This is a genomic window from Pseudomonas sp. NLJ1, assembly GCF_049486705.1.
Classification (GTDB): Bacteria; Pseudomonadota; Gammaproteobacteria; order Pseudomonadales; family Pseudomonadaceae; genus Aquipseudomonas; species Aquipseudomonas inefficax.
Map to the genome: position 1 here is coordinate 2,758,591 of NZ_CP137735.1, position 16,561 is coordinate 2,775,151.

Below are 16,561 nucleotides of genomic sequence, written 5' to 3' on the forward strand. Positions count from 1 at the left end.
ATCTAGGTCAGAGGAAGTGAACCGTGGAAGAAGTGATCGAACAACTCCGTGAAGCCAACGAGCCAGTGCCGGTGCCCCTTGAGCTTCCCGACGAGGACCAGCTGGTCGAGATCGAAGAAGAGCTGTTCATCAACATTCCGTTCGTGTTCAAAGAGTTCCTGCTGACCGTCAGTGACGTGGTGTATGGTTCACTGGAGCCGGTGACCGTTACCGACCCACAGTCGCATACCTACCTGCCGGAAGTCGCCGCCAACGCCTGGGATGCCGGCGTGCCACGTGACCTGATTCCATTGTGTCAGGACGGCGACAACTACTACTGCGTCGAAGAGGATGGCACCGTGGTGCTGTGGGATGCCGAAGAGGAAAGTGTCGGCGAAGACAGCTGGGAATCGGTGTGGCACTGGGCGCGGGATGTCTGGCTGGAGAGCTGATTCCAACCTCTGTTTTGATGCTGTACTGCACAAAGGTCAGCACCCATGCAGTACCTGTGGGAGCGGGCGCGCCCGCGAAGAAGCCAGCACGGTGATTGGCCCCAGCCGCGCCGGTGTTCGCGGGCATGCCCGCTCCCACAGTCAGTGCGTATTCTCGCGGCTGTTCTCCAGCGTCTCCAGCAAGGCAATCTGCATGCGCGTATGCACGCGGATAAACCAGCGCCACAGCAAGGCCACCACTACCGCAGCCACCACGGCAATCACCAGCAGCAACTCGCTGGTCGGCAGAATGCTCGCCGACAGCGCCGATAGCAGCAGGAAAATAACCAGCAGCGACAACAGCGGGATCACCTCGGCAATCACACGACGCACGCGCTGGGTATGCCGCCCGGCCATTTCCGGCTTGACGCCCATCTCTGCCAGTAGCATCGACAGTGCCTTGAGCTTGCGATAGGCAGCAATCAGGAATGGCAACGACAGCAACAACGCTGCGCCCCATATCAGCGCTTTCTGTTGGCTGGCATCGCTGACCCACTCGCTGAGCCAGTTGCCGATCCGCCCTGCGAAATAGCCACCACTGAAGAAGATGGCGATTACCAGCGCCAGGTTCACCCCAACCTGCAACAGGATGCGCCGGATCATCGCCACGAGCATGGCGCTCTCGCCCTGCGGCTGGATGCTGCGCAACCATTCGCCATACAACGACAGCACCCGCGCCAGGCGGCTGGGTACCACCTTGCCCAGCTTGAGCGACAGCGGGTCGGCGGCACGGATCAGGTAGGGTGTCAGCAGCGTGGTGATTGCAGACACCGCCACAGCCACCGGGTAGAGGAAGTCGCTGGTCACCTGCAGGGTCATGCCCAGCGCGGCGATGATGAAGGAAAACTCGCCGATCTGCGAAAGCCCCATGCCCACTCGCAGCGATGTACGCCCGTCATTGCCCGCAATGAACGCGCCCATGCCGCACGACAGCATCTTGCCCAACACCACTGCCAGGGTAATGACCACGATCGGCCAGGCGTAGTCGATCAGCACCTGGGGGTCGATCATCAGCCCGATGGCGACGAAGAAAATGGCGCTGAACAGGTCACGCACCGGTTCGATCAGGCTCTCGATCTTAAGCAACTGGCGCGATTCGGCCATGATCGCGCCAATCAGGAAGGCACCGAGCACCATGCTGTACTCCAGCTTGACCACCAGCAGGCAAAAGCCGAAGCACAGGCCCAATACGGTAATCAGCAACATCTCGTTGCTTTCGAATTTTGCCACGTAGGCCAGCAGGCGTGGCACCAGCAGGATGCCGATGACCAACGCGACGATCATGAACAGCGACAGCTTGCCGACAGTGGAGAACACCTCGCCCGAGCTGACCGTGCCGCTGACGGCGATGCCCGACAGCAGGGCGATGATGCCGATGCCAAGGATGTCCTCGACTATCAGTACGCCAAAGATCAGCTGGGCGAAGCGCTCGTTCTTCATCTTCAGGTCGTTGAGCGCCTTGACGATGATGGTGGTCGAAGAAATCGCCAGGATGGCGCCGAGGAACAGCGAATCCATGGTGTTCCAGCCGAACCAGCGGCCGATCTCGAAGCCGATCCAGATCATCAGCACGATTTCCAGGAACGCCGCGATGAACGCCGTGGCGCCTACCTTGAACAGCTTGCGCAGGCTGAATTCGAGCCCCAGGCAGAACATCAGGAAGATCACCCCCAGCTCGGCGAGGATCTTGATGGTGTCTTCGTCGTGGATCAGGCCGAACGGTGGGGTGTGCGGGCCGATGATGAAGCCGGCGACGATGTAGCCCAGCACCACAGGTTGCTTGAGACGGTGAAAGAGAACGGTGACCACGCCGGCGACCAGCATGATGACTGCCAGGTCCTGGATAAAGCTGATGGCATGCATGGCGTGATACTCCTTTTCTCGTCCGTTGCTGGATGCCTGGGCAGACCGCTCCTCTGCCAAGGCAACCCTGAGCGAGCAGCAAGTACATACTGTTTTGAATGCATGAAAAGCCCATGTTGCATGGGTGTAGTCAGGTTAACATCGCACCCCGCCGCAAATAGGCGGTGCAATATGCAGAAACAGATCGGCTGGAAAAGCGCCGCTGATGGCATGATCGGCGTGACGATGGAGCGTCAGCCAACGTCCCGTACCAGGAAGGCAAATTCAAAAGAGGGGAATACAAGTGTCTGCAGATAATGCCCCCCGTTCGCCCGATTCAGCGCAACCTCACCGTGAGCACACTATGGAACCTGGAAACGCCCAGCTGAGCATGACCGTCCTGATGACCCCGGACATGGCCAACTTTTCTGGCAACGTACATGGCGGCACCCTGCTCAAGTACCTCGACGAAGTGGCCTATGCGTGTGCCAGCCGCTATGCCGGCAGCTATGTAGTCACCCTGTCGGTCGATCAGGTGATCTTCCGCGAGCCGGTGCACGTGGGGGAACTTGTTACCTTCCTGGCGTCGGTCAACTACACCGGCAACACCTCGATGGAGGTGGGCATCAAGGTGGTGACCGAAAACATCCGCGAGCGCTCGGTACGTCATTCCAACAGCTGCTTCTTCACCATGGTCGCGGTCGACGACAACCGTCGCCCGGTGCCGGTGCCGCCACGCCAGCCGCAGAGCAGTGAAGAAAAGCGCCGCTTCCTTCAGGGCCAGCAACGCCGACAGATCCGCCAGGAGCTGGAAAAGCGTTACCAGGACCTGAAAACCGACTCGATTTAAAGCGCCAGAAGCTGTGCCTCGAAGCGCACCCTTGGGTGCGCGATGCGGTCCTGGGCCCGCACCAACTGCAGTTCATAGCTGGCGCATACCTGAGTTTCCAGCAGCACTTCGTGTACGGCCGCAGCGGTGAATTCGAACGCCTGGACCCAGCTGTCGCCGAGCAGGACGCGAGCCAGGAACAGGCCTGAGGTCAGGTCCCCCACCCCCACCGGCTGCCGCGGAAACGCCAATAGCGGGCGACGCAGGTGCCAGCTGTGCTCGGCGGTCACCAGCAGCATCTCGAACTGGTCCTCGGCGCGCCCGGGGTAGGCCAGGTGCTTGACCAGCACCACCTGCGGCCCTCGCTGCAACAGGCTGCGCGCCATGTTCACGCAGTCCTCCAACGACTGCGCCCGGCGGCCACAGAAGCTGTCCAGCTCCAGCTGGTTGGGGCACAGGATGTCAGCCCTGGCGGCCGCCTCGTCGAGCAGGAATTCACTGACTTCCGCAGGCACGATGCAACCCTTCTCAGGGTGCCCCATGACTGGGTCGCACAGGTACAAAGCCTTTGGGTTCACTGCCTTGATCCGCTCGACGCCGGCCAGAATCGCCCGGCCTTGTTCGGCACTCCCCAGGTAACCGGACAACACCGCATCGCAATGGCCCAGCTCGCCGATGTTGGAAATGCCTTCCACCAACGCAGGAATTTGCGCAGGAGCAAGCACTTCACCTGCCCACTGGCCATACTGTGTGTGATTGGAGAACTGCACGGTATTGAGCGGCCACACATTGACCCCGATACGCTGCATGGGAAATACCGCGGCACTGTTGCCGGCGTGGCCGAACACCACATGGGACTGGATGGCGAGCAAGTGCGGGGTACGTTTCATGCGGGAGGTTTCCAAAGCTGTTTCAGTGATTGTGCGCAAGGCAGTATGAACTCGATTGCCACCTGTACGACAGGCCAGGGACGCAGTTAAGCTGGATCGACCTGTTTGGAGCATATGCAAATGTTGACCCTGGAAAACCTCTTCGTCCTGATGCTGGTCGCCACGGCAGGCGCCTGGTTGTGGCACAACCACGGGTTGCGCGAGAAAGCCCTGGAACGGGTCAAACAGCATTGCACCAAGCTCGACCTCGAACTGCTCGACGATGCGGTCGCACTCAAGCGCATCGCCTTTGTCCGTGACGCCAACGGCCGCAAGCGCCTGGCGCGCGTCTATGCCTTCGAGTTCACCGTCACGGGCGAACAGCGCCACCCCGGTACCGTGACGCAGTTCGGCGCCCACAGTGTGCAAATCGAACTTGCGCCCTACCCGTTCGAGATCAAGACCCCACCGCGCGCCGACAATGTCATCGAAATGCAGCAGTGGCGCCAGGAGCACAACCGCTGGCGCAACTGATCAACTGATACGACATTCGCTCAACCCGGCCTGCAGCGCGGATTGCGATTGCGGCTGGTCGAAAATCAGCTCGATGCGCGTATCCCTGCGCCAGTCGCTGGGCTGCCAGGCGGGCATGTCCCCATTCAGGCCATTGAATGATTGCCAGCCCTCCACGCTGTGGATAACCCCCTTGGCGCGTCGCCACGGCCAAGCCCGCAAGAACGCCTGCAGCCGCTGTGGATAAAACTGCTGGCCAGGGTGCCAGCGCCAGCCAATGCTCCAACCCCCTTCTCCCTGCTGGGCAAGACAGATCGGCTGGCCAGGGTCCGTCCATAGCGTCGCCGTTGGATTTCCAGGATTGTCGACAATACTGTTATCCACAAACGGGCTGTCAACAATGCCATTGGGTACGGCCGGAAGCTCTGACAAGGGCAGCTTACCTTGAACGGTCCAGAACAGTCTTTTCCCAATTAATTTGTTTTTTATCAACAGCTTGTGTTTTTCATCCACAGCCTCTGACTTGTTCAATACGACGCTTTCAGCAGCCTCGAGGGCCTGCTGTTGAGCCTCTGGAAGCTGCTCGCACCGAACCATCGACTGCGCATCCACAACCATCAGCAATGGTTGTATTGTCAGCACTCCAGCCCATGGGGCTTTTTGCAACTGAGCGAGCAACTGCAACGGATGACCCAGCCCGGACGGCTCGATGAACAGCCGGTCAGGGCGGGATTTGCGCAGCAGTTGGCCCAAGCCCACCTGAAACGGCATGCCATTGACGCAGCAAAGGCATCCACCTGCGACCTCGCCGATGGCGATGCCGTCTTCGTCACGGCTGAGCAAGGCAGCATCCAGACCTACCAGGCCAAATTCGTTTATCAATACAGCCCAGCGCTCATTGGCCGGGCGCTGGGCCAGCAGATGACGGATCAGGGTCGTCTTGCCGGCCCCCAGCGGGCCGGCAATCACGTGAGTAGGAATGTTCTGCAGCATGGGGCGGCTTCGGGCGATGGTGATGCCTCACTATGCGCCGTCAGGCCAGCCAGTCAAGGCTGAGCAGCAGGCGCCCCTGCTGCCCCGAGGGCGAACGATGCACCAGCCCCGCGCCTTCGTTGCCCTGCCACTTCTCCCCTTTGAGCACAGCCACATCGCCAGCTTGCAGGTGCTGGATGTTATCCACAGGTGGTATCGCTGTGTGTAAGTCTCCACGAGGGCTGGCGTCCTCTTTCAGCCACTCGCTACCTGCGCCACCGTAGGTGGTGAGCAGGCGCAGCGGAACGTTATCCACATGGAAGCGCGGGCACATGGGGCCTGTCAGTACCCGCAGGCGCAAGCCGACCCGCTGCGCACCCACCAGGCAGGTATAGGCAGCCACCAACCAAGCCACATCCGCCACGAATGCCTCGTAGCCGTGCAAGTCCGCCGCTTCGCGCAATAATTCGGTCAATACCGGCATGTGCTGCTCGTCTACATCGATGACGCGCTGGTCTGCCAAAGGCTGGCCGAGGTTGACCACCAGTGCGGAAAAATCCTCAAGCTGCGCCGGCAAACGTCGGCGCCATACCGCCAGGTTCACGCCATCCTGCAACACCTCGGTCAGCACCTGCGGTGTTTCACCAAATACCTGGAAAATATCCACAGGTTTGCGTGCGGGGTTCATGCTGCGGCCTCCTCATGCCATGGACCGAACGGATCCGGCAGGCGCAACCAGCCCATAGGCCCCAAGTCCATTTCCTGCTCGGTCAACAGGCATGCTTCGAGTGCTGTGGATAATTTTTCGAAGTCGATATTCTGCCCTATGAACACCAGTTCCTGGCGGCAGTCACCACTCTCGGCAACCCAGTTCTTCAAGATCGCGGCGGTGTTATCCACATCCTGTGGCCACTGCTCGCGCGGCACGAAGCGCCACCAGCGGCCCGCCAGGCCATGGCGCATCATGCCGCCTGCCTGCGACCAGCTCCCGGCCTCCTGGTACTTGCTGGCCAGCCAGAAAAAACCCTTCGAACGCAGGAGCCGCCCATTGCTCCAGGGCGTGTGGATAAAATCGAAAAAGCGTTGTGGATGAAGGGGGCGCCGGGCCTGCCAGGTGGTGGCGGCAATGCCGTACTCTTCGGTTTCCGGCACGTGCTCGCCGCGCAACTCCTGCAGCCAGCCAGGGGCCTGGGCAGCCTGGTCGAAGTCGAACAGGCCGGTGTCGAGGATGCGTTCCAGCGGTACCTGGCCCATGACCATGGGCACGATCTGCGCCCGGGCATTCAGGCTGCGCAGAATCGCAATTAGCTCTTCGCGCTCGTGTTGGCTGATCAGGTCGATCTTGCTCAGCAACAGCACATCGGCGAACTCGACCTGTTCGATCAGCAAGTCACTGATCGAGCGCTCGTCTTCCTCACCCAGGGTTTCGCCACGGCTGGCCAGGCTGTCTGCTGCCTGGTAATCCCGCAGGAAGTTCAGGCCATCGACCACGGTGACCATGGTGTCCAGGCGTGCCATGTCGGACAGGCTGCCGCCCTGTTCGGCACGGAAGGTGAAGGTCTCGGCCACAGGCAGTGGCTCTGAGATTCCCGTGGACTCGATCAGCAAATAATCGAAACGCCCTTCCTCGGCCAGACGCGCCACTTCCTCAAGCAGGTCTTCACGCAGCGTGCAGCAGATGCAGCCATTGCTCATCTCCACCAGCTTCTCTTCGGCACGGTTGAGGCTGACGTTGCGCTGCACCTCGCTGGCATCGATGTTGATTTCGCTCATGTCATTGACGATAACCGCAACCCGCAGGTTTTCGCGGTTACGCAGCACATGGTTGAGCAAGGTGCTCTTGCCGGCGCCAAGGAAGCCGGACAGCACGGTGACAGGGAGACGGTTGGGCATGGCGAAACCTCTTCAGGCGAGCGCATTCGAAACGATGCATTGCACAATGTTATAAAGTAACAATACAATTTCGCCAAGACGTTCGTGACAGACGAGGAGCTAACGGGAAGAAAATGGCCCTTGTTCATCCTCCCCTGCATTGCAGCTTGATCGGCAGTGGCTGCTGATCTCCCTTTTTGTATGGAATGCCAGATGACCCAGCTCAAACTCCCCGACATTGCCGCTCAAACCCAGGAATACGCCTTACCTTTGGACTGGGTGGGTATGTGCGGGATAGCCCAACCTGTGCGGTTCGAAGGGTGCACGGCAGCTGCTACTGTCGATGCTGGCGTTAGCCTGGTAGATGGCTGTTCACGCGGTATCCATATGTCGCGGCTTTATCTTGCCCTGGAGTCGTTGGAGCATCAGCCCCTGACGCCTCTCACTATCCGGCAACTGCTGGCTGACTTCCTCAGCAGCCATGAAGGCCTTTCTTCCGCAGCCTATCTGCGTCTGCGCTTTGAGCATCTGCTTAAAAGGCCTGCTTTGATCAGCCCGTTGGAGGGCTGGAAAAGCTATGCCGTGGCAGTCGATGCAAGGATTGAAAATGAAATGTTCCACGTGGAACTATCCGTTTCAGTTCCTTATTCCTCGACCTGCCCCTGCTCGGCTGCACTTGCACGTCAGCTGATTCAGCAGCAGTTCCAGGCAGATTTCAGAGAGGAGCAGGTCGACACGTCTGCAGTGCTGCAGTGGCTTGGCAGCGCCGAAGGCATCGTAGCGACGCCCCATAGCCAACGCAGTAGCGCCCAAATCCAGGTAAGGCTGCACAGCAAGCAGCAGGTTCTGCCAATCACCGAGCTGATCGACCGCATAGAAGCTAGCCTGGGGACAGCGGTGCAGACCGCGGTAAAGCGCGCAGACGAACAAGCCTTTGCCTTGGCCAACGGCCAGAACCTCATGTTCTGCGAAGACGCCGCTCGACGCCTGCACAAGGCGCTACGGCAAATAGAATGGAGCACGGCCTTCAAGCTGCGCGTGGAACATGCAGAAAGCCTGCATGCCCACGACGCTGTCGCTACCAGCCAGTGGCAATGGGATGTCAGCTGCGCGGCTTGACCGAACCGCAGTCATTGCCCAACCACACGGCACGGGTGTTCATGCTGCCTTGCTGCTGTACACCCGAGGCGTTGAACGTTCCATTGACCTGGGTGGTGAATTCCCGGTCACTGAGGAAAGTCGCCTGGCCACTGCCCTGCGCTTTAGGGCAGCTGAACTGAAACTTCCACACATTACCGGTGCGGTCGGTGATCTTCTGGGTACATCCTGACTTCGGGTCCTGCAGCGGGATATCGTTGGTGGCGACCTGTTCTGGCGTCAGGCACGAGCGCACCCCCTTACCGCCAACAGTCACCCCCTGCTTGGCCAGCACACCCTCCATCATCGCGCGCTGCTCCGGCGGCAGGTTCTTCAACTGGCCGAGCATGAACTCCATGTCGGGTAACGGCTTGCCATCGACCTGCATGTTGCTGGTGGTCAGCTCCCACAAACCCGGCTGTAGCATCTGAGCATGCACCAGCGGGCTGCTCACACCTAGGGCCAACGCCAACAGTGGCAGACGAATCTTCATGGACGAACGCTCCTGGAAAAAACCGGCCAAGCGGGCCGGGCTGAGCCTTAGACGCCGAATCCACCTTCAGGTTGCAACGCGGACCGGGAACGTGTTCTGTTACTCAAGTGTACTCGGCCAGCAGGATGCATATGGACTACCACAGCCCCTACTTCTTCGGTTACCTACTCGGCCTGATTCACCTGCTGGGTATCGTCGCTGCACTGCACGCGCTGTTCACCGTGCGTACTGCCCAGGGCGCAATCGCCTGGGCCATGCCGTTGTTCTTCATCCCCTACCTCACCTTGATCCCTTACCTGGTCTTCGGCGCACGCTCGTTCTATGCCTACATCAAGGCCCGACGCCAGGCCAACCAGGAAATGCATGTGGCCATGGCCAACCTCAACTGGCGGCCCTGGGTAGAAGAAGCCCTCACCGCCCGCGAGTCGGAAAGCTATGCGGCGTTGCGCGCCATGCCCAAGCTCGGGCGCATGCCCTGCCTTGCCAATAACGAGGTGAAGCTGCTGATCGATGGCAAGGCGACATTCGATGCCATCTTCGCCGCTATTGAGAATGCCCGCGACGTGGTGCTGGTACAGTTCTTCATCATCCATGACGACCGCCTTGGCAAAGCACTGCAGCAACTGCTTCTGCGCAAGGCCGCCGAAGGAGTGAAGGTGTTCGTGCTTTATGACCGCGTCGGCAGCCATGCCTTGCCGGCCAGCTACAGCCAGCTGCTGCGCGACGGTGGTGTACAGGTTCATGCCTTCGCAACGCGTCGTGGCTGGTTCAACCGCTTCCAGGTGAACTTCCGCAACCACCGCAAGATCGTGGTGGTGGACGGCCTGCTCGGTTTCATCGGCGGGCACAACGTGGGCGATGAATACCTCGGTGACCACCCGCAGCTCTCACCCTGGCGCGACACCCATGTGCAGATCAGCGGGCCGGTGCTGGCCTGCCTGCAGGAGTCGTTCGCCGAAGACTGGTATTGGGCCACGCGCCAGCTACCACCGCTGATTCTGCCGGACACCTACCCGGACAACGGCGTGCTGTGCCAAGCCTTGGCCAGCGGCCCGGCAGACCCACAGGAAACCTGCTCATTGTTCTTCCTTGAGGCGATCCATTCAGCCAACCGGCGCGTATGGATCACCAGCCCGTATTTCATCCCCGACGAGGCGGTGTTCGCCGCTTTGCGTTTGGCGGTGCTGCGTGGGGTCGATGTGCGAGTGCTGATTCCGTCGCGCCCAGACCATCGCATCGTCTATGCCGCCTCCAGCCTCTTCGCCTTCGAAGCGGTACGTGCGGGGGTACGCATGTTCCGCTACCAACCGGGCTTCCTGCATCAGAAGGTGGTGCTGGTGGATGACGATGTCAGCGCGATCGGTAGTGCCAACCTGGACAACCGCTCGTTCCGCCTGAACTTCGAAATCACCCTGCTGACGGTCGACCGTGGCTTCGCTGACCAGGTCCAGAACATGCTGCTCAATGACTTTGAACAGGCACGGGAAATTACTGCGGAGGACAGCCGCGATACTCATCGGCTGCAGCAACTGGGGATGCGGATTGCGCGGCTGATTTCGCCGATTCTCTGATGCGTATCGCGGACCGTGTGGGAGCGGGTTTACCCGCGAAGACGTCAGTGGCTGTACCGACGCATTCGCGGGTAAACCCGCTCCCACAAGGTTCGGTGTCGCGCTTGCGTGCTTTGTCGCAATTCAGCGATACAGGTCTTCACGCGTCCAGGGCAGGTCATGATGCCCATCGGCGTAGGGCTTCACGGCCAGAATCTGGTGCAGGTTGATCCAGCCCTTCTGGAATGCATAAGCACACCCGGCCAAGTACAGGCGCCAGATACGCAAAGTCTTCTCGGGCACCAGTGCTGCCGCTTTGTGCAGCTGGTTCTCCAGGTTCTCGCTCCAGTGGTGCAAGGTCTTGGCGTAGTGCAAACGCAGGCTTTCCACGTCTACCACCTCTAGCCCCGCCTCACAGATGCTGGCACTGATCATCGACAGGTGCGGCAGCTCACCGTGAGGAAACACGTAGCGATCGATGAACTCGCCAGCACCACGCCCGACCGGCCGACCATCGACATGCTTGGCCGTGATACCGTGATTCATCACCAGGCCCCCTTCCCTAACGGCACCGAACAGCTTCTGGCTATACAGCGCCAGGTTGGCATGCCCGACATGCTCGAACATGCCAACGCTGACAACCTTGTCGAAGCGGCCATCCTGAGGCAGGTCACGGTAGTCGAGAATCTGCAGGTCTACCTTTTCGGTCAGCCCCTCTGCCTTCACCCGCTCGCGGCCGAGCTTGAGCTGCTCCTTGCTCAAGGTGATACCAAACACCTTGGCGCCATATTCGCGAGCAGCAAAACGCGCCAGTCCTCCCCAGCCGCAACCAACGTCGAGCAGGTAGTCACCTGCGTCCAGGCGCAGCTTGCGGCACAGATGATCGAATTTGTCCTGCTGTGCCTGATCCAGCGTGTTGTCCGGCTCGCGGAAGTAGGCGCACGAGTAGGCCATGTCCTGATCCAGCCATAGCTGATAGAACGCGTTGGATACATCGTAATGGTAGGAAATGGCTTCGGCGTCGGTGCTCTTGTCGTGAGCAAGCCGCTGCGGTGGGGTTTCGTCCTCATCGGCCAGCAGTGCTTCGCTCAGCTCATCGCATACCCGGATGGCTTCACCAATATCGCCTTCGAGCTCCAGCTTGCCTTCGACGAACGCCGTGCCCAACTGGTCCATGCTCGGGTGGCTCAACTGGCTGATCAGCTGTGGTTCCTTGACCAGAATGGTGACCTGCGGGCTAGGCCCCAGATCGAACTGGTTACCGTCCCACAGTTTCAGCCGCAGCGGCAGATGCAGGCTCTGCAGTGCCGGTGGAAGTTGCGCAAGCATGAACGACCCTCCTGTCCGTATTTGGCCACGACGCCTGATATTTCGAACGTCGCCGGATCAGAGTAGTTCATTCGTGGGATGTTTCCTCTAAACGAGACCATGGTCTAGAACCAACTGATCTTATCCACACGGCAGATTGTATACAATTTTGGCATCTCAGCTTAACCTTGTGCCCCTCTTGCCTTCTTCATACTGGAGTTGAACCCATGAAATCCTATGACGTGGTGATCATCGGCGGTGGCCCTGGCGGCTACAACGCAGCCATCCGTGCCGGCCAGCTGGGTCTGAGCGTAGCTTGCGTTGAAGGCCGTTCCACCTTGGGCGGCACTTGCCTGAACGTGGGCTGCATGCCCTCCAAGGCGTTGTTACATGCTTCCGAGCTTTACGAAGCCGCCAGCGGTGACGAGTTCGCCCACCTCGGTATCGAAGTCAAACCTAACCTCAACCTCGCCCAGATGATGAAACAGAAGGACGAGAGCGTGACCGGCCTGACCAAGGGCATCGAGTACCTGTTCCGCAAGAACAAGGTCGACTGGATCAAGGGCTGGGGCCGCCTGGATGGCGTCGGCAAGGTCTTGGTCAAGGCCGAGGACGGCAGCGAAACCGCACTGCAGGCCAAAGACATCGTCATTGCCACCGGCTCCGAACCTACCCCCCTGCCGGGCGTGACCATCGACAACCAGCGCATCATCGACTCGACTGGTGCACTGTCGCTGCCACAGGTGCCCAAGCATCTGGTCGTAATCGGCGCCGGCGTGATCGGCCTCGAACTGGGTTCGGTATGGCGCCGCCTGGGCAGCCAAGTGACGGTCATCGAATACCTCGACCGTATCTGCCCGGGCACTGACGAAGAAACCGCCAAGACCCTGCAGAAGGCCTTGGCCAAGCAAGGCATGGTGTTCAAGCTGGGCAGCAAGGTGACCCAGGCCAGCGCCAGCGCCGATGGCGTGAACCTGACCCTGGAGCCGGCCGCCGGCGGCACTGCAGAATCGCTACAGGCCGATTACGTACTGGTCGCCATCGGCCGCCGCCCCTATACCAAAGGGCTGAACCTGGAAAGCGTTGGCCTGGAAACCGACAAACGCGGCATGCTCGGCAACGACCACCACCGCACTTCCGTGCCGGGTATCTGGGTGATTGGTGACGTCACCTCCGGCCCGATGCTGGCGCATAAAGCCGAAGACGAAGCGGTGGCCTGCATCGAACGCATTGCCGGCAAGCCCCACGAGGTCAACTACAACCTTATCCCTGGCGTGATCTATACCCGCCCGGAGCTTGCCACCGTGGGCAAGACCGAAGAACAGCTCAAGGCCGAAGGGCGTGCCTATAAAGTCGGCAAATTCCCGTTCACGGCCAACAGCCGCGCCAAGATCAACCACGAGACCGAAGGCTTCGCCAAGGTCATCGCCGACGCCGAGACCGACGAAGTGCTGGGTGTGCACCTGGTCGGCCCGAGCGTCAGCGAGATGATTGGTGAGTTCTGCGTGGCCATGGAGTTCTCGGCCTCGGCGGAAGACATCGCCCTCACCTGCCACCCCCACCCGACCCGCTCCGAGGCCTTGCGCCAGGCAGCTATGAATGTGGACGGGATGGCAATGCAGATCTGATGCGAGATCGCCGGGGGCTGCTTTGCAGCCCTTCGCGACACAAGGCCGCTCCTACAGGAAATTGCGTTCTCCTGTAGGAGCGGCCTTGTGTCGCGACGGGGCGCATGAAATTAGAGAATTAAAACTGTCGCTGAGGGATTTCATTTTCCGGGGCCCTCAGCATTGCTTAGAGAAAACGCAAAACTGTCGCAGCCTCCACTATCCCTCGTCCAATCATATTTTCTAGAGAATTAAAACTGTCGCAGCCAGAAGCCACGCGGCTCTTACACAAACGTTGGGTGTGCCAGTGTCACAGGCAAAAGAAGGCAAGCCTGCAGCAGATCCGCGGCAAGTGGCGGATTGTCCTGCGATAACCGGCCCATCGGAGATAGACTCACCTCCGTCTCAGCCCGGGGCAAGGCCGCCGAGGCCATTTACCCCCGCATGGAGCGCATTACCCTTGAACAAGATCAATCCCCTGTTGATGCCGCTGCTGATCATCACACTGGTCGGTATCGGCTCTGCCATCATCTTCTACGCAGTAGGCGAGAGGTACAACCGTAACGGCGAGTTCGGTTTCGGCTGCTCGCTCCTCACTCTGGTGTATTTCCTGCACCGCAGGTGGGCCCGTCATACTTCTGCATAACCGCTGCCTCGTTGCGCTGTTCGGGAAGAGGCTCGATCTATAACCAGTTCAAGGAGGGCGATTACGACGCATACAGCGCGTTCCACAATGACTCAGCGGCCTTCGAGAAAATCATTGCTGATATGGCGTCGATCGAAGTCGCCTGATCTTCTATTAACGAAAAGCCCCGGTTTGAACCAGGGCGTTTTCTTTTATGCGTCCCAAATTCACGACTACTTCGACCCTGGTATCGCCCGCATGAAGCTGGCTGTGGCCTTACAACTGCAGGATGACAAAAGCCCGGCATAGGCCGGGCTTTTTGTGCCGCTGTTTGCATACCTACGTCTGGCCGTGTGGCTCTAGCGGAGGCCTTTGACGAGCTCGCCGTAATCCTTGGACAGCCAGGTCATTGGCCCACCGTAGAGGTTGAAGCCAACTCGATATCCTTAATCGAGGTCGTTATGCAGAAGCGCACCCCAGTGGTCCTCTATCCCAATGCGGGAACCACAGTAAATGGAGACTCTGCAGCGCTAGCTTGATCCCTGCGCCACGCCGATGCGCTGTAACTGATCAATGCGCTTGCAGGTCTCATAGAGCGAGATCATGTCGCCTTGCGCCATGATCTCCAAGGGAGAGCGTCCCTCGAAGAATTCATTCTCGTTTATGAACCCAGGGAATCCTTTGACGTTAGCCTGATTGGCAAACGTGGTCCGCAACGATGCGTGGATGCTTAGCACCAGGCCAATTCGCTGCTGCTGATCTTGATCGAGCCGTCGGCCAGCACCGCAGTCTTGAGAGGCGCGGCGGTATGTAGAGTGCGATATGCGCAGGATTCTGCAGGCTTGGGTCGGGGAGGCCTGCCAGCCGGCGATGATGCGCAGCGCCACTTTCAGACCTACCGAAGACTGCTCTTGGTTGAAACGCCCGCCGCCCATAATGCCGTCTACTCTTGCCGACCTCAGGCAGTTTACCTCTGATAGCATGAGTGAAGCACTATGAGCACCAGCCATCCATATCCTGCCTAGCTCACTTTTTTCAAAAGTGATCTAAAGCAAGCTGGCCCAGCCTACGCATGGCGTGGACCAGGCCAGCTTCAGTATCAGCCGTTCTGAATGGCTCGGACTTTCTCAGTGGTAATAGGCTCACCACCGATGCCCCAATCGCCGCTCTTCACTTCTTCAAAAATCACCCAAGTCACAGCCCGCATCTTCTCTCCCTCGACGGAGACCATGGCGTCGGTAATCTTGCTGATGATCTCGGCCTTTTGCTCCGAAGAGAAAACACCCTCAATGCCTTTTACAGTAACCAGTGGCATGTCCGGACTCCTACAGTAGTGGAATAGCGTGGTGAATCAACCGGGACGGTTATCCCTGGTATGTCGCATAGTCGGTGTAGCCCTTCGCTCCAATCACACCGTAGAAGGTGGAGTGATCGCTCGGTGCAAGTGGCCAACCGTTCTGCATCCGCTCAACCAGATCAGGGTTGGCAATATACGAGGTGCCGAAGGCGATCAGGTCATGATTGCCATTCTGCAGCTCAGCTTCTGCCAGCTCAGCGGTGAAGCCACCAGCACCGATGACCGTGCCTTTGTAGAGCGAGCGGAACTGCTTGTAGAAGCCTTCAGGGAATGGAACTGCGGCCAGCGTTGGCTGGTAGTTCAGATGGACAAAAGCCAACTCACGCTCGTTCAGTTCAGCGGCAACGCTCATCCAGGTTGCTTCTTCTTCCGGATAAGGGCGCAGGTCGTACAGACGCCCGAACGGAGAGATACGCACGCCGACGCGGAAGCTACCGATGGCATCGCCGATCGCATCGATCGTTTCCAGCAGGAAGCGCTGTCGATTCTTGATCGACCCTCCGTACTCGTCAGTGCGCGTATTGATCTGGCTGCTCAGGAACTGGTCGAACAGGAATGCGTTGGCCGCCATCAGCTCGACGCCATCGAAGCCCGCGTCCACCGCACGCAATGCGGCGGCAACGAAGTCGTCAGTGACACGGTGAATCTCGTCGACAGTCAGCGCACGCGGGACGCTCGGTGCAACCGGGCCAGCTACACCGGGGCCAGTCCAGGCGTAAACTGTGGTGCCCACGGCTGGCTCGGCACTCGCCGAAACTGGCGCTGCGTTGCCTGGCTGGAGGGATACGTGCGACATGCGGCCCACATGCCACAGTTGGGCGAAGATCTTGCCGCCTTTGGCATGAACGGCATCAGTGACTTTGCGCCAAGCGCGGGTCTGTTCGTCGGTATAGATACCAGGCGTGTACAGGTAACCGCGCCCCTCGTCGGAGATTGGCAAGCCTTCAGTGATGATCAGACCAGCCGAGGCACGCTGGGCGTAATACAACGCGGTCAGCTCGGACGGCACGTTGTCTTCCGTCCGGGTACGGGTCATTGGGGCCATCACTACGCGGTTGGCCAGTTTGAGGCCGTCCAGGTCGTATGGAGAAAACAGCTTTTTCATGATCTACCTCTG

The 16,561-nt window shown here is 59.5% G+C and carries 17 protein-coding genes; 7 read left to right on the forward strand and 10 right to left on the reverse strand.

What is annotated here, in order from left to right; all coding sequences use genetic code 11:
* Positions 1-23 precede the first annotated feature (23 nt).
* Entirely contained in the window at positions 24-431 is a 408-nt protein-coding gene (locus R9B85_RS12360) for an SMI1/KNR4 family protein (RefSeq protein ID WP_112249463.1), read from the forward strand.
* 141 nt (positions 432-572) lie between these two features.
* Here R9B85_RS12360 and R9B85_RS12365 read toward each other — a convergent pair whose 3' ends face one another.
* Positions 573-2,333, reverse strand: a complete 1,761-nt coding sequence (locus R9B85_RS12365; RefSeq protein WP_112249464.1) for a cation:proton antiporter — start codon at positions 2,331-2,333, stop codon at positions 573-575.
* 343 nt (positions 2,334-2,676) lie between these two features.
* Between R9B85_RS12365 and R9B85_RS12370 the strand changes: the two genes are divergently transcribed.
* Entirely contained in the window at positions 2,677-3,162 is a 486-nt protein-coding gene (locus R9B85_RS12370) for an acyl-CoA thioesterase (RefSeq protein ID WP_112249465.1), read from the forward strand.
* On the opposite strand, the gene pdxY is transcribed toward R9B85_RS12370, so the two are convergent.
* Positions 3,159-4,031 carry a pyridoxal kinase PdxY gene (gene pdxY, locus R9B85_RS12375; protein ID WP_112249466.1) on the reverse strand — a complete coding sequence of 291 codons (873 nt, stop codon included), beginning with the start codon at positions 4,029-4,031 and terminating at the stop codon, positions 3,159-3,161. The two genes, R9B85_RS12370 and pdxY, sit on opposite strands and share 4 nt — an antisense overlap.
* A 120-nt stretch (positions 4,032-4,151) precedes the next feature.
* On the opposite strand from pdxY, the gene R9B85_RS12380 reads away from it, so the two are divergent.
* Positions 4,152-4,544 (forward strand): DUF3301 domain-containing protein, encoded by a 393-nt coding sequence (locus tag R9B85_RS12380; protein WP_112249467.1) that lies wholly within the window; start codon positions 4,152-4,154, stop codon positions 4,542-4,544.
* Here R9B85_RS12380 and R9B85_RS12385 read toward each other — a convergent pair whose 3' ends face one another.
* From R9B85_RS12385 to zigA, 3 genes are read right to left on the reverse strand one after another with little or no spacing between them, the layout of a single operon-like run.
* Positions 4,545-5,516 carry a CobW family GTP-binding protein gene (locus R9B85_RS12385; RefSeq protein ID WP_207876991.1) on the reverse strand — a complete coding sequence of 324 codons (972 nt, stop codon included), beginning with the start codon at positions 5,514-5,516 and terminating at the stop codon, positions 4,545-4,547. It abuts the gene before it with no gap.
* 40 nt (positions 5,517-5,556) lie between these two features.
* Positions 5,557-6,183: a DUF1826 domain-containing protein gene (locus R9B85_RS12390; protein ID WP_423771042.1), complete on the reverse strand. Its 627-nt coding sequence runs from the start codon at positions 6,181-6,183 to the stop codon at positions 5,557-5,559.
* Entirely contained in the window at positions 6,180-7,388 is a 1,209-nt protein-coding gene (zigA, locus tag R9B85_RS12395) for a zinc metallochaperone GTPase ZigA (protein ID WP_423771043.1), read from the reverse strand. The genes R9B85_RS12390 and zigA overlap by 4 nt, the downstream gene beginning before the upstream one ends.
* 192 nt (positions 7,389-7,580) lie before the next feature.
* Between zigA and folE2 the strand changes: the two genes are divergently transcribed.
* A complete protein-coding gene (gene folE2, locus R9B85_RS12400; protein ID WP_423771044.1) occupies positions 7,581-8,486 on the forward strand; it encodes a GTP cyclohydrolase FolE2 in 906 nt (301 codons plus the stop codon).
* On the opposite strand, the gene R9B85_RS12405 is transcribed toward folE2, so the two are convergent.
* Positions 8,470-8,997 (reverse strand): DUF3617 domain-containing protein, encoded by a 528-nt coding sequence (locus R9B85_RS12405; RefSeq protein ID WP_015272374.1) that lies wholly within the window; start codon positions 8,995-8,997, stop codon positions 8,470-8,472. The two genes, folE2 and R9B85_RS12405, sit on opposite strands and share 17 nt — an antisense overlap.
* A gap of 131 nt (positions 8,998-9,128) precedes the next feature.
* Between R9B85_RS12405 and cls the strand changes: the two genes are divergently transcribed.
* On the forward strand, positions 9,129-10,568 hold the full coding sequence (gene cls / locus R9B85_RS12410; protein WP_112249473.1) for a cardiolipin synthase: 1,440 nt from the start codon (positions 9,129-9,131) through the stop codon (positions 10,566-10,568).
* A gap of 123 nt (positions 10,569-10,691) precedes the next feature.
* Here the strand turns inward: cls and cfaB are convergent, their stop codons facing one another.
* Positions 10,692-11,876 (reverse strand): C17 cyclopropane fatty acid synthase CfaB, encoded by a 1,185-nt coding sequence (gene cfaB / locus R9B85_RS12415; RefSeq protein WP_423771045.1) that lies wholly within the window; start codon positions 11,874-11,876, stop codon positions 10,692-10,694.
* Positions 11,877-12,082: 206 nt separating this feature from the next.
* On the opposite strand from cfaB, the gene lpdA reads away from it, so the two are divergent.
* Both lpdA and R9B85_RS12425 read left to right on the forward strand, forming a co-directional pair.
* Positions 12,083-13,483, forward strand: a complete 1,401-nt coding sequence (lpdA, locus tag R9B85_RS12420; protein WP_252379398.1) for a dihydrolipoyl dehydrogenase — start codon at positions 12,083-12,085, stop codon at positions 13,481-13,483.
* A 439-nt stretch (positions 13,484-13,922) separates the two neighbouring features.
* Complete coding sequence (locus R9B85_RS12425; RefSeq protein WP_064491861.1) at positions 13,923-14,108, forward strand: hypothetical protein; 186 nt, start codon at positions 13,923-13,925, stop codon at positions 14,106-14,108.
* 509 nt (positions 14,109-14,617) lie between these two features.
* Here R9B85_RS12425 and R9B85_RS12430 read toward each other — a convergent pair.
* The 3 genes from R9B85_RS12430 to R9B85_RS12440 form a co-directional block, all read right to left on the reverse strand.
* Entirely contained in the window at positions 14,618-15,022 is a 405-nt protein-coding gene (locus tag R9B85_RS12430; RefSeq protein WP_064491886.1) for an antitoxin Xre-like helix-turn-helix domain-containing protein, read from the reverse strand.
* 164 nt (positions 15,023-15,186) lie between these two features.
* A complete protein-coding gene (locus tag R9B85_RS12435; protein WP_047595890.1) occupies positions 15,187-15,402 on the reverse strand; it encodes a tautomerase family protein in 216 nt (71 codons plus the stop codon).
* A 49-nt stretch (positions 15,403-15,451) separates the two neighbouring features.
* Positions 15,452-16,549 (reverse strand): alkene reductase, encoded by a 1,098-nt coding sequence (locus tag R9B85_RS12440; protein WP_081273207.1) that lies wholly within the window; start codon positions 16,547-16,549, stop codon positions 15,452-15,454.
* Positions 16,550-16,561: the final 12 nt, after the last annotated feature.

Bases quoted from the DNA above. Each gene is read 5' to 3' on its own strand.
- R9B85_RS12370 (WP_112249465.1), top strand. From the start codon at position 2,677: ATGGAACCTGGAAACGCCCAGCTGAGCATGACCGTCCTGATGACCCCG.
- R9B85_RS12385 (WP_207876991.1), bottom strand. From the start codon at position 5,516: ATGCTGCAGAACATTCCTACTCACGTGATTGCCGGCCCGCTGGGGGCC.
- R9B85_RS12380 (WP_112249467.1), top strand. From the start codon at position 4,152: ATGTTGACCCTGGAAAACCTCTTCGTCCTGATGCTGGTCGCCACGGCA.
- R9B85_RS12405 (WP_015272374.1), bottom strand. From the start codon at position 8,997: ATGAAGATTCGTCTGCCACTGTTGGCGTTGGCCCTAGGTGTGAGCAGC.
- pdxY (WP_112249466.1), bottom strand. From the start codon at position 4,031: ATGAAACGTACCCCGCACTTGCTCGCCATCCAGTCCCATGTGGTGTTC.
- R9B85_RS12430 (WP_064491886.1), bottom strand. From the start codon at position 15,022: ATGGGCGGCGGGCGTTTCAACCAAGAGCAGTCTTCGGTAGGTCTGAAA.
- R9B85_RS12440 (WP_081273207.1), bottom strand. From the start codon at position 16,549: ATGAAAAAGCTGTTTTCTCCATACGACCTGGACGGCCTCAAACTGGCC.
- cfaB (WP_423771045.1), bottom strand. From the start codon at position 11,876: ATGCTTGCGCAACTTCCACCGGCACTGCAGAGCCTGCATCTGCCGCTG.
- R9B85_RS12435 (WP_047595890.1), bottom strand. From the start codon at position 15,402: ATGCCACTGGTTACTGTAAAAGGCATTGAGGGTGTTTTCTCTTCGGAG.
- folE2 (WP_423771044.1), top strand. From the start codon at position 7,581: ATGACCCAGCTCAAACTCCCCGACATTGCCGCTCAAACCCAGGAATAC.
- cls (WP_112249473.1), top strand. From the start codon at position 9,129: ATGGACTACCACAGCCCCTACTTCTTCGGTTACCTACTCGGCCTGATT.
- R9B85_RS12390 (WP_423771042.1), bottom strand. From the start codon at position 6,183: ATGAACCCCGCACGCAAACCTGTGGATATTTTCCAGGTATTTGGTGAA.
- R9B85_RS12365 (WP_112249464.1), bottom strand. From the start codon at position 2,333: ATGCATGCCATCAGCTTTATCCAGGACCTGGCAGTCATCATGCTGGTC.
- zigA (WP_423771043.1), bottom strand. From the start codon at position 7,388: ATGCCCAACCGTCTCCCTGTCACCGTGCTGTCCGGCTTCCTTGGCGCC.
- lpdA (WP_252379398.1), top strand. From the start codon at position 12,083: ATGAAATCCTATGACGTGGTGATCATCGGCGGTGGCCCTGGCGGCTAC.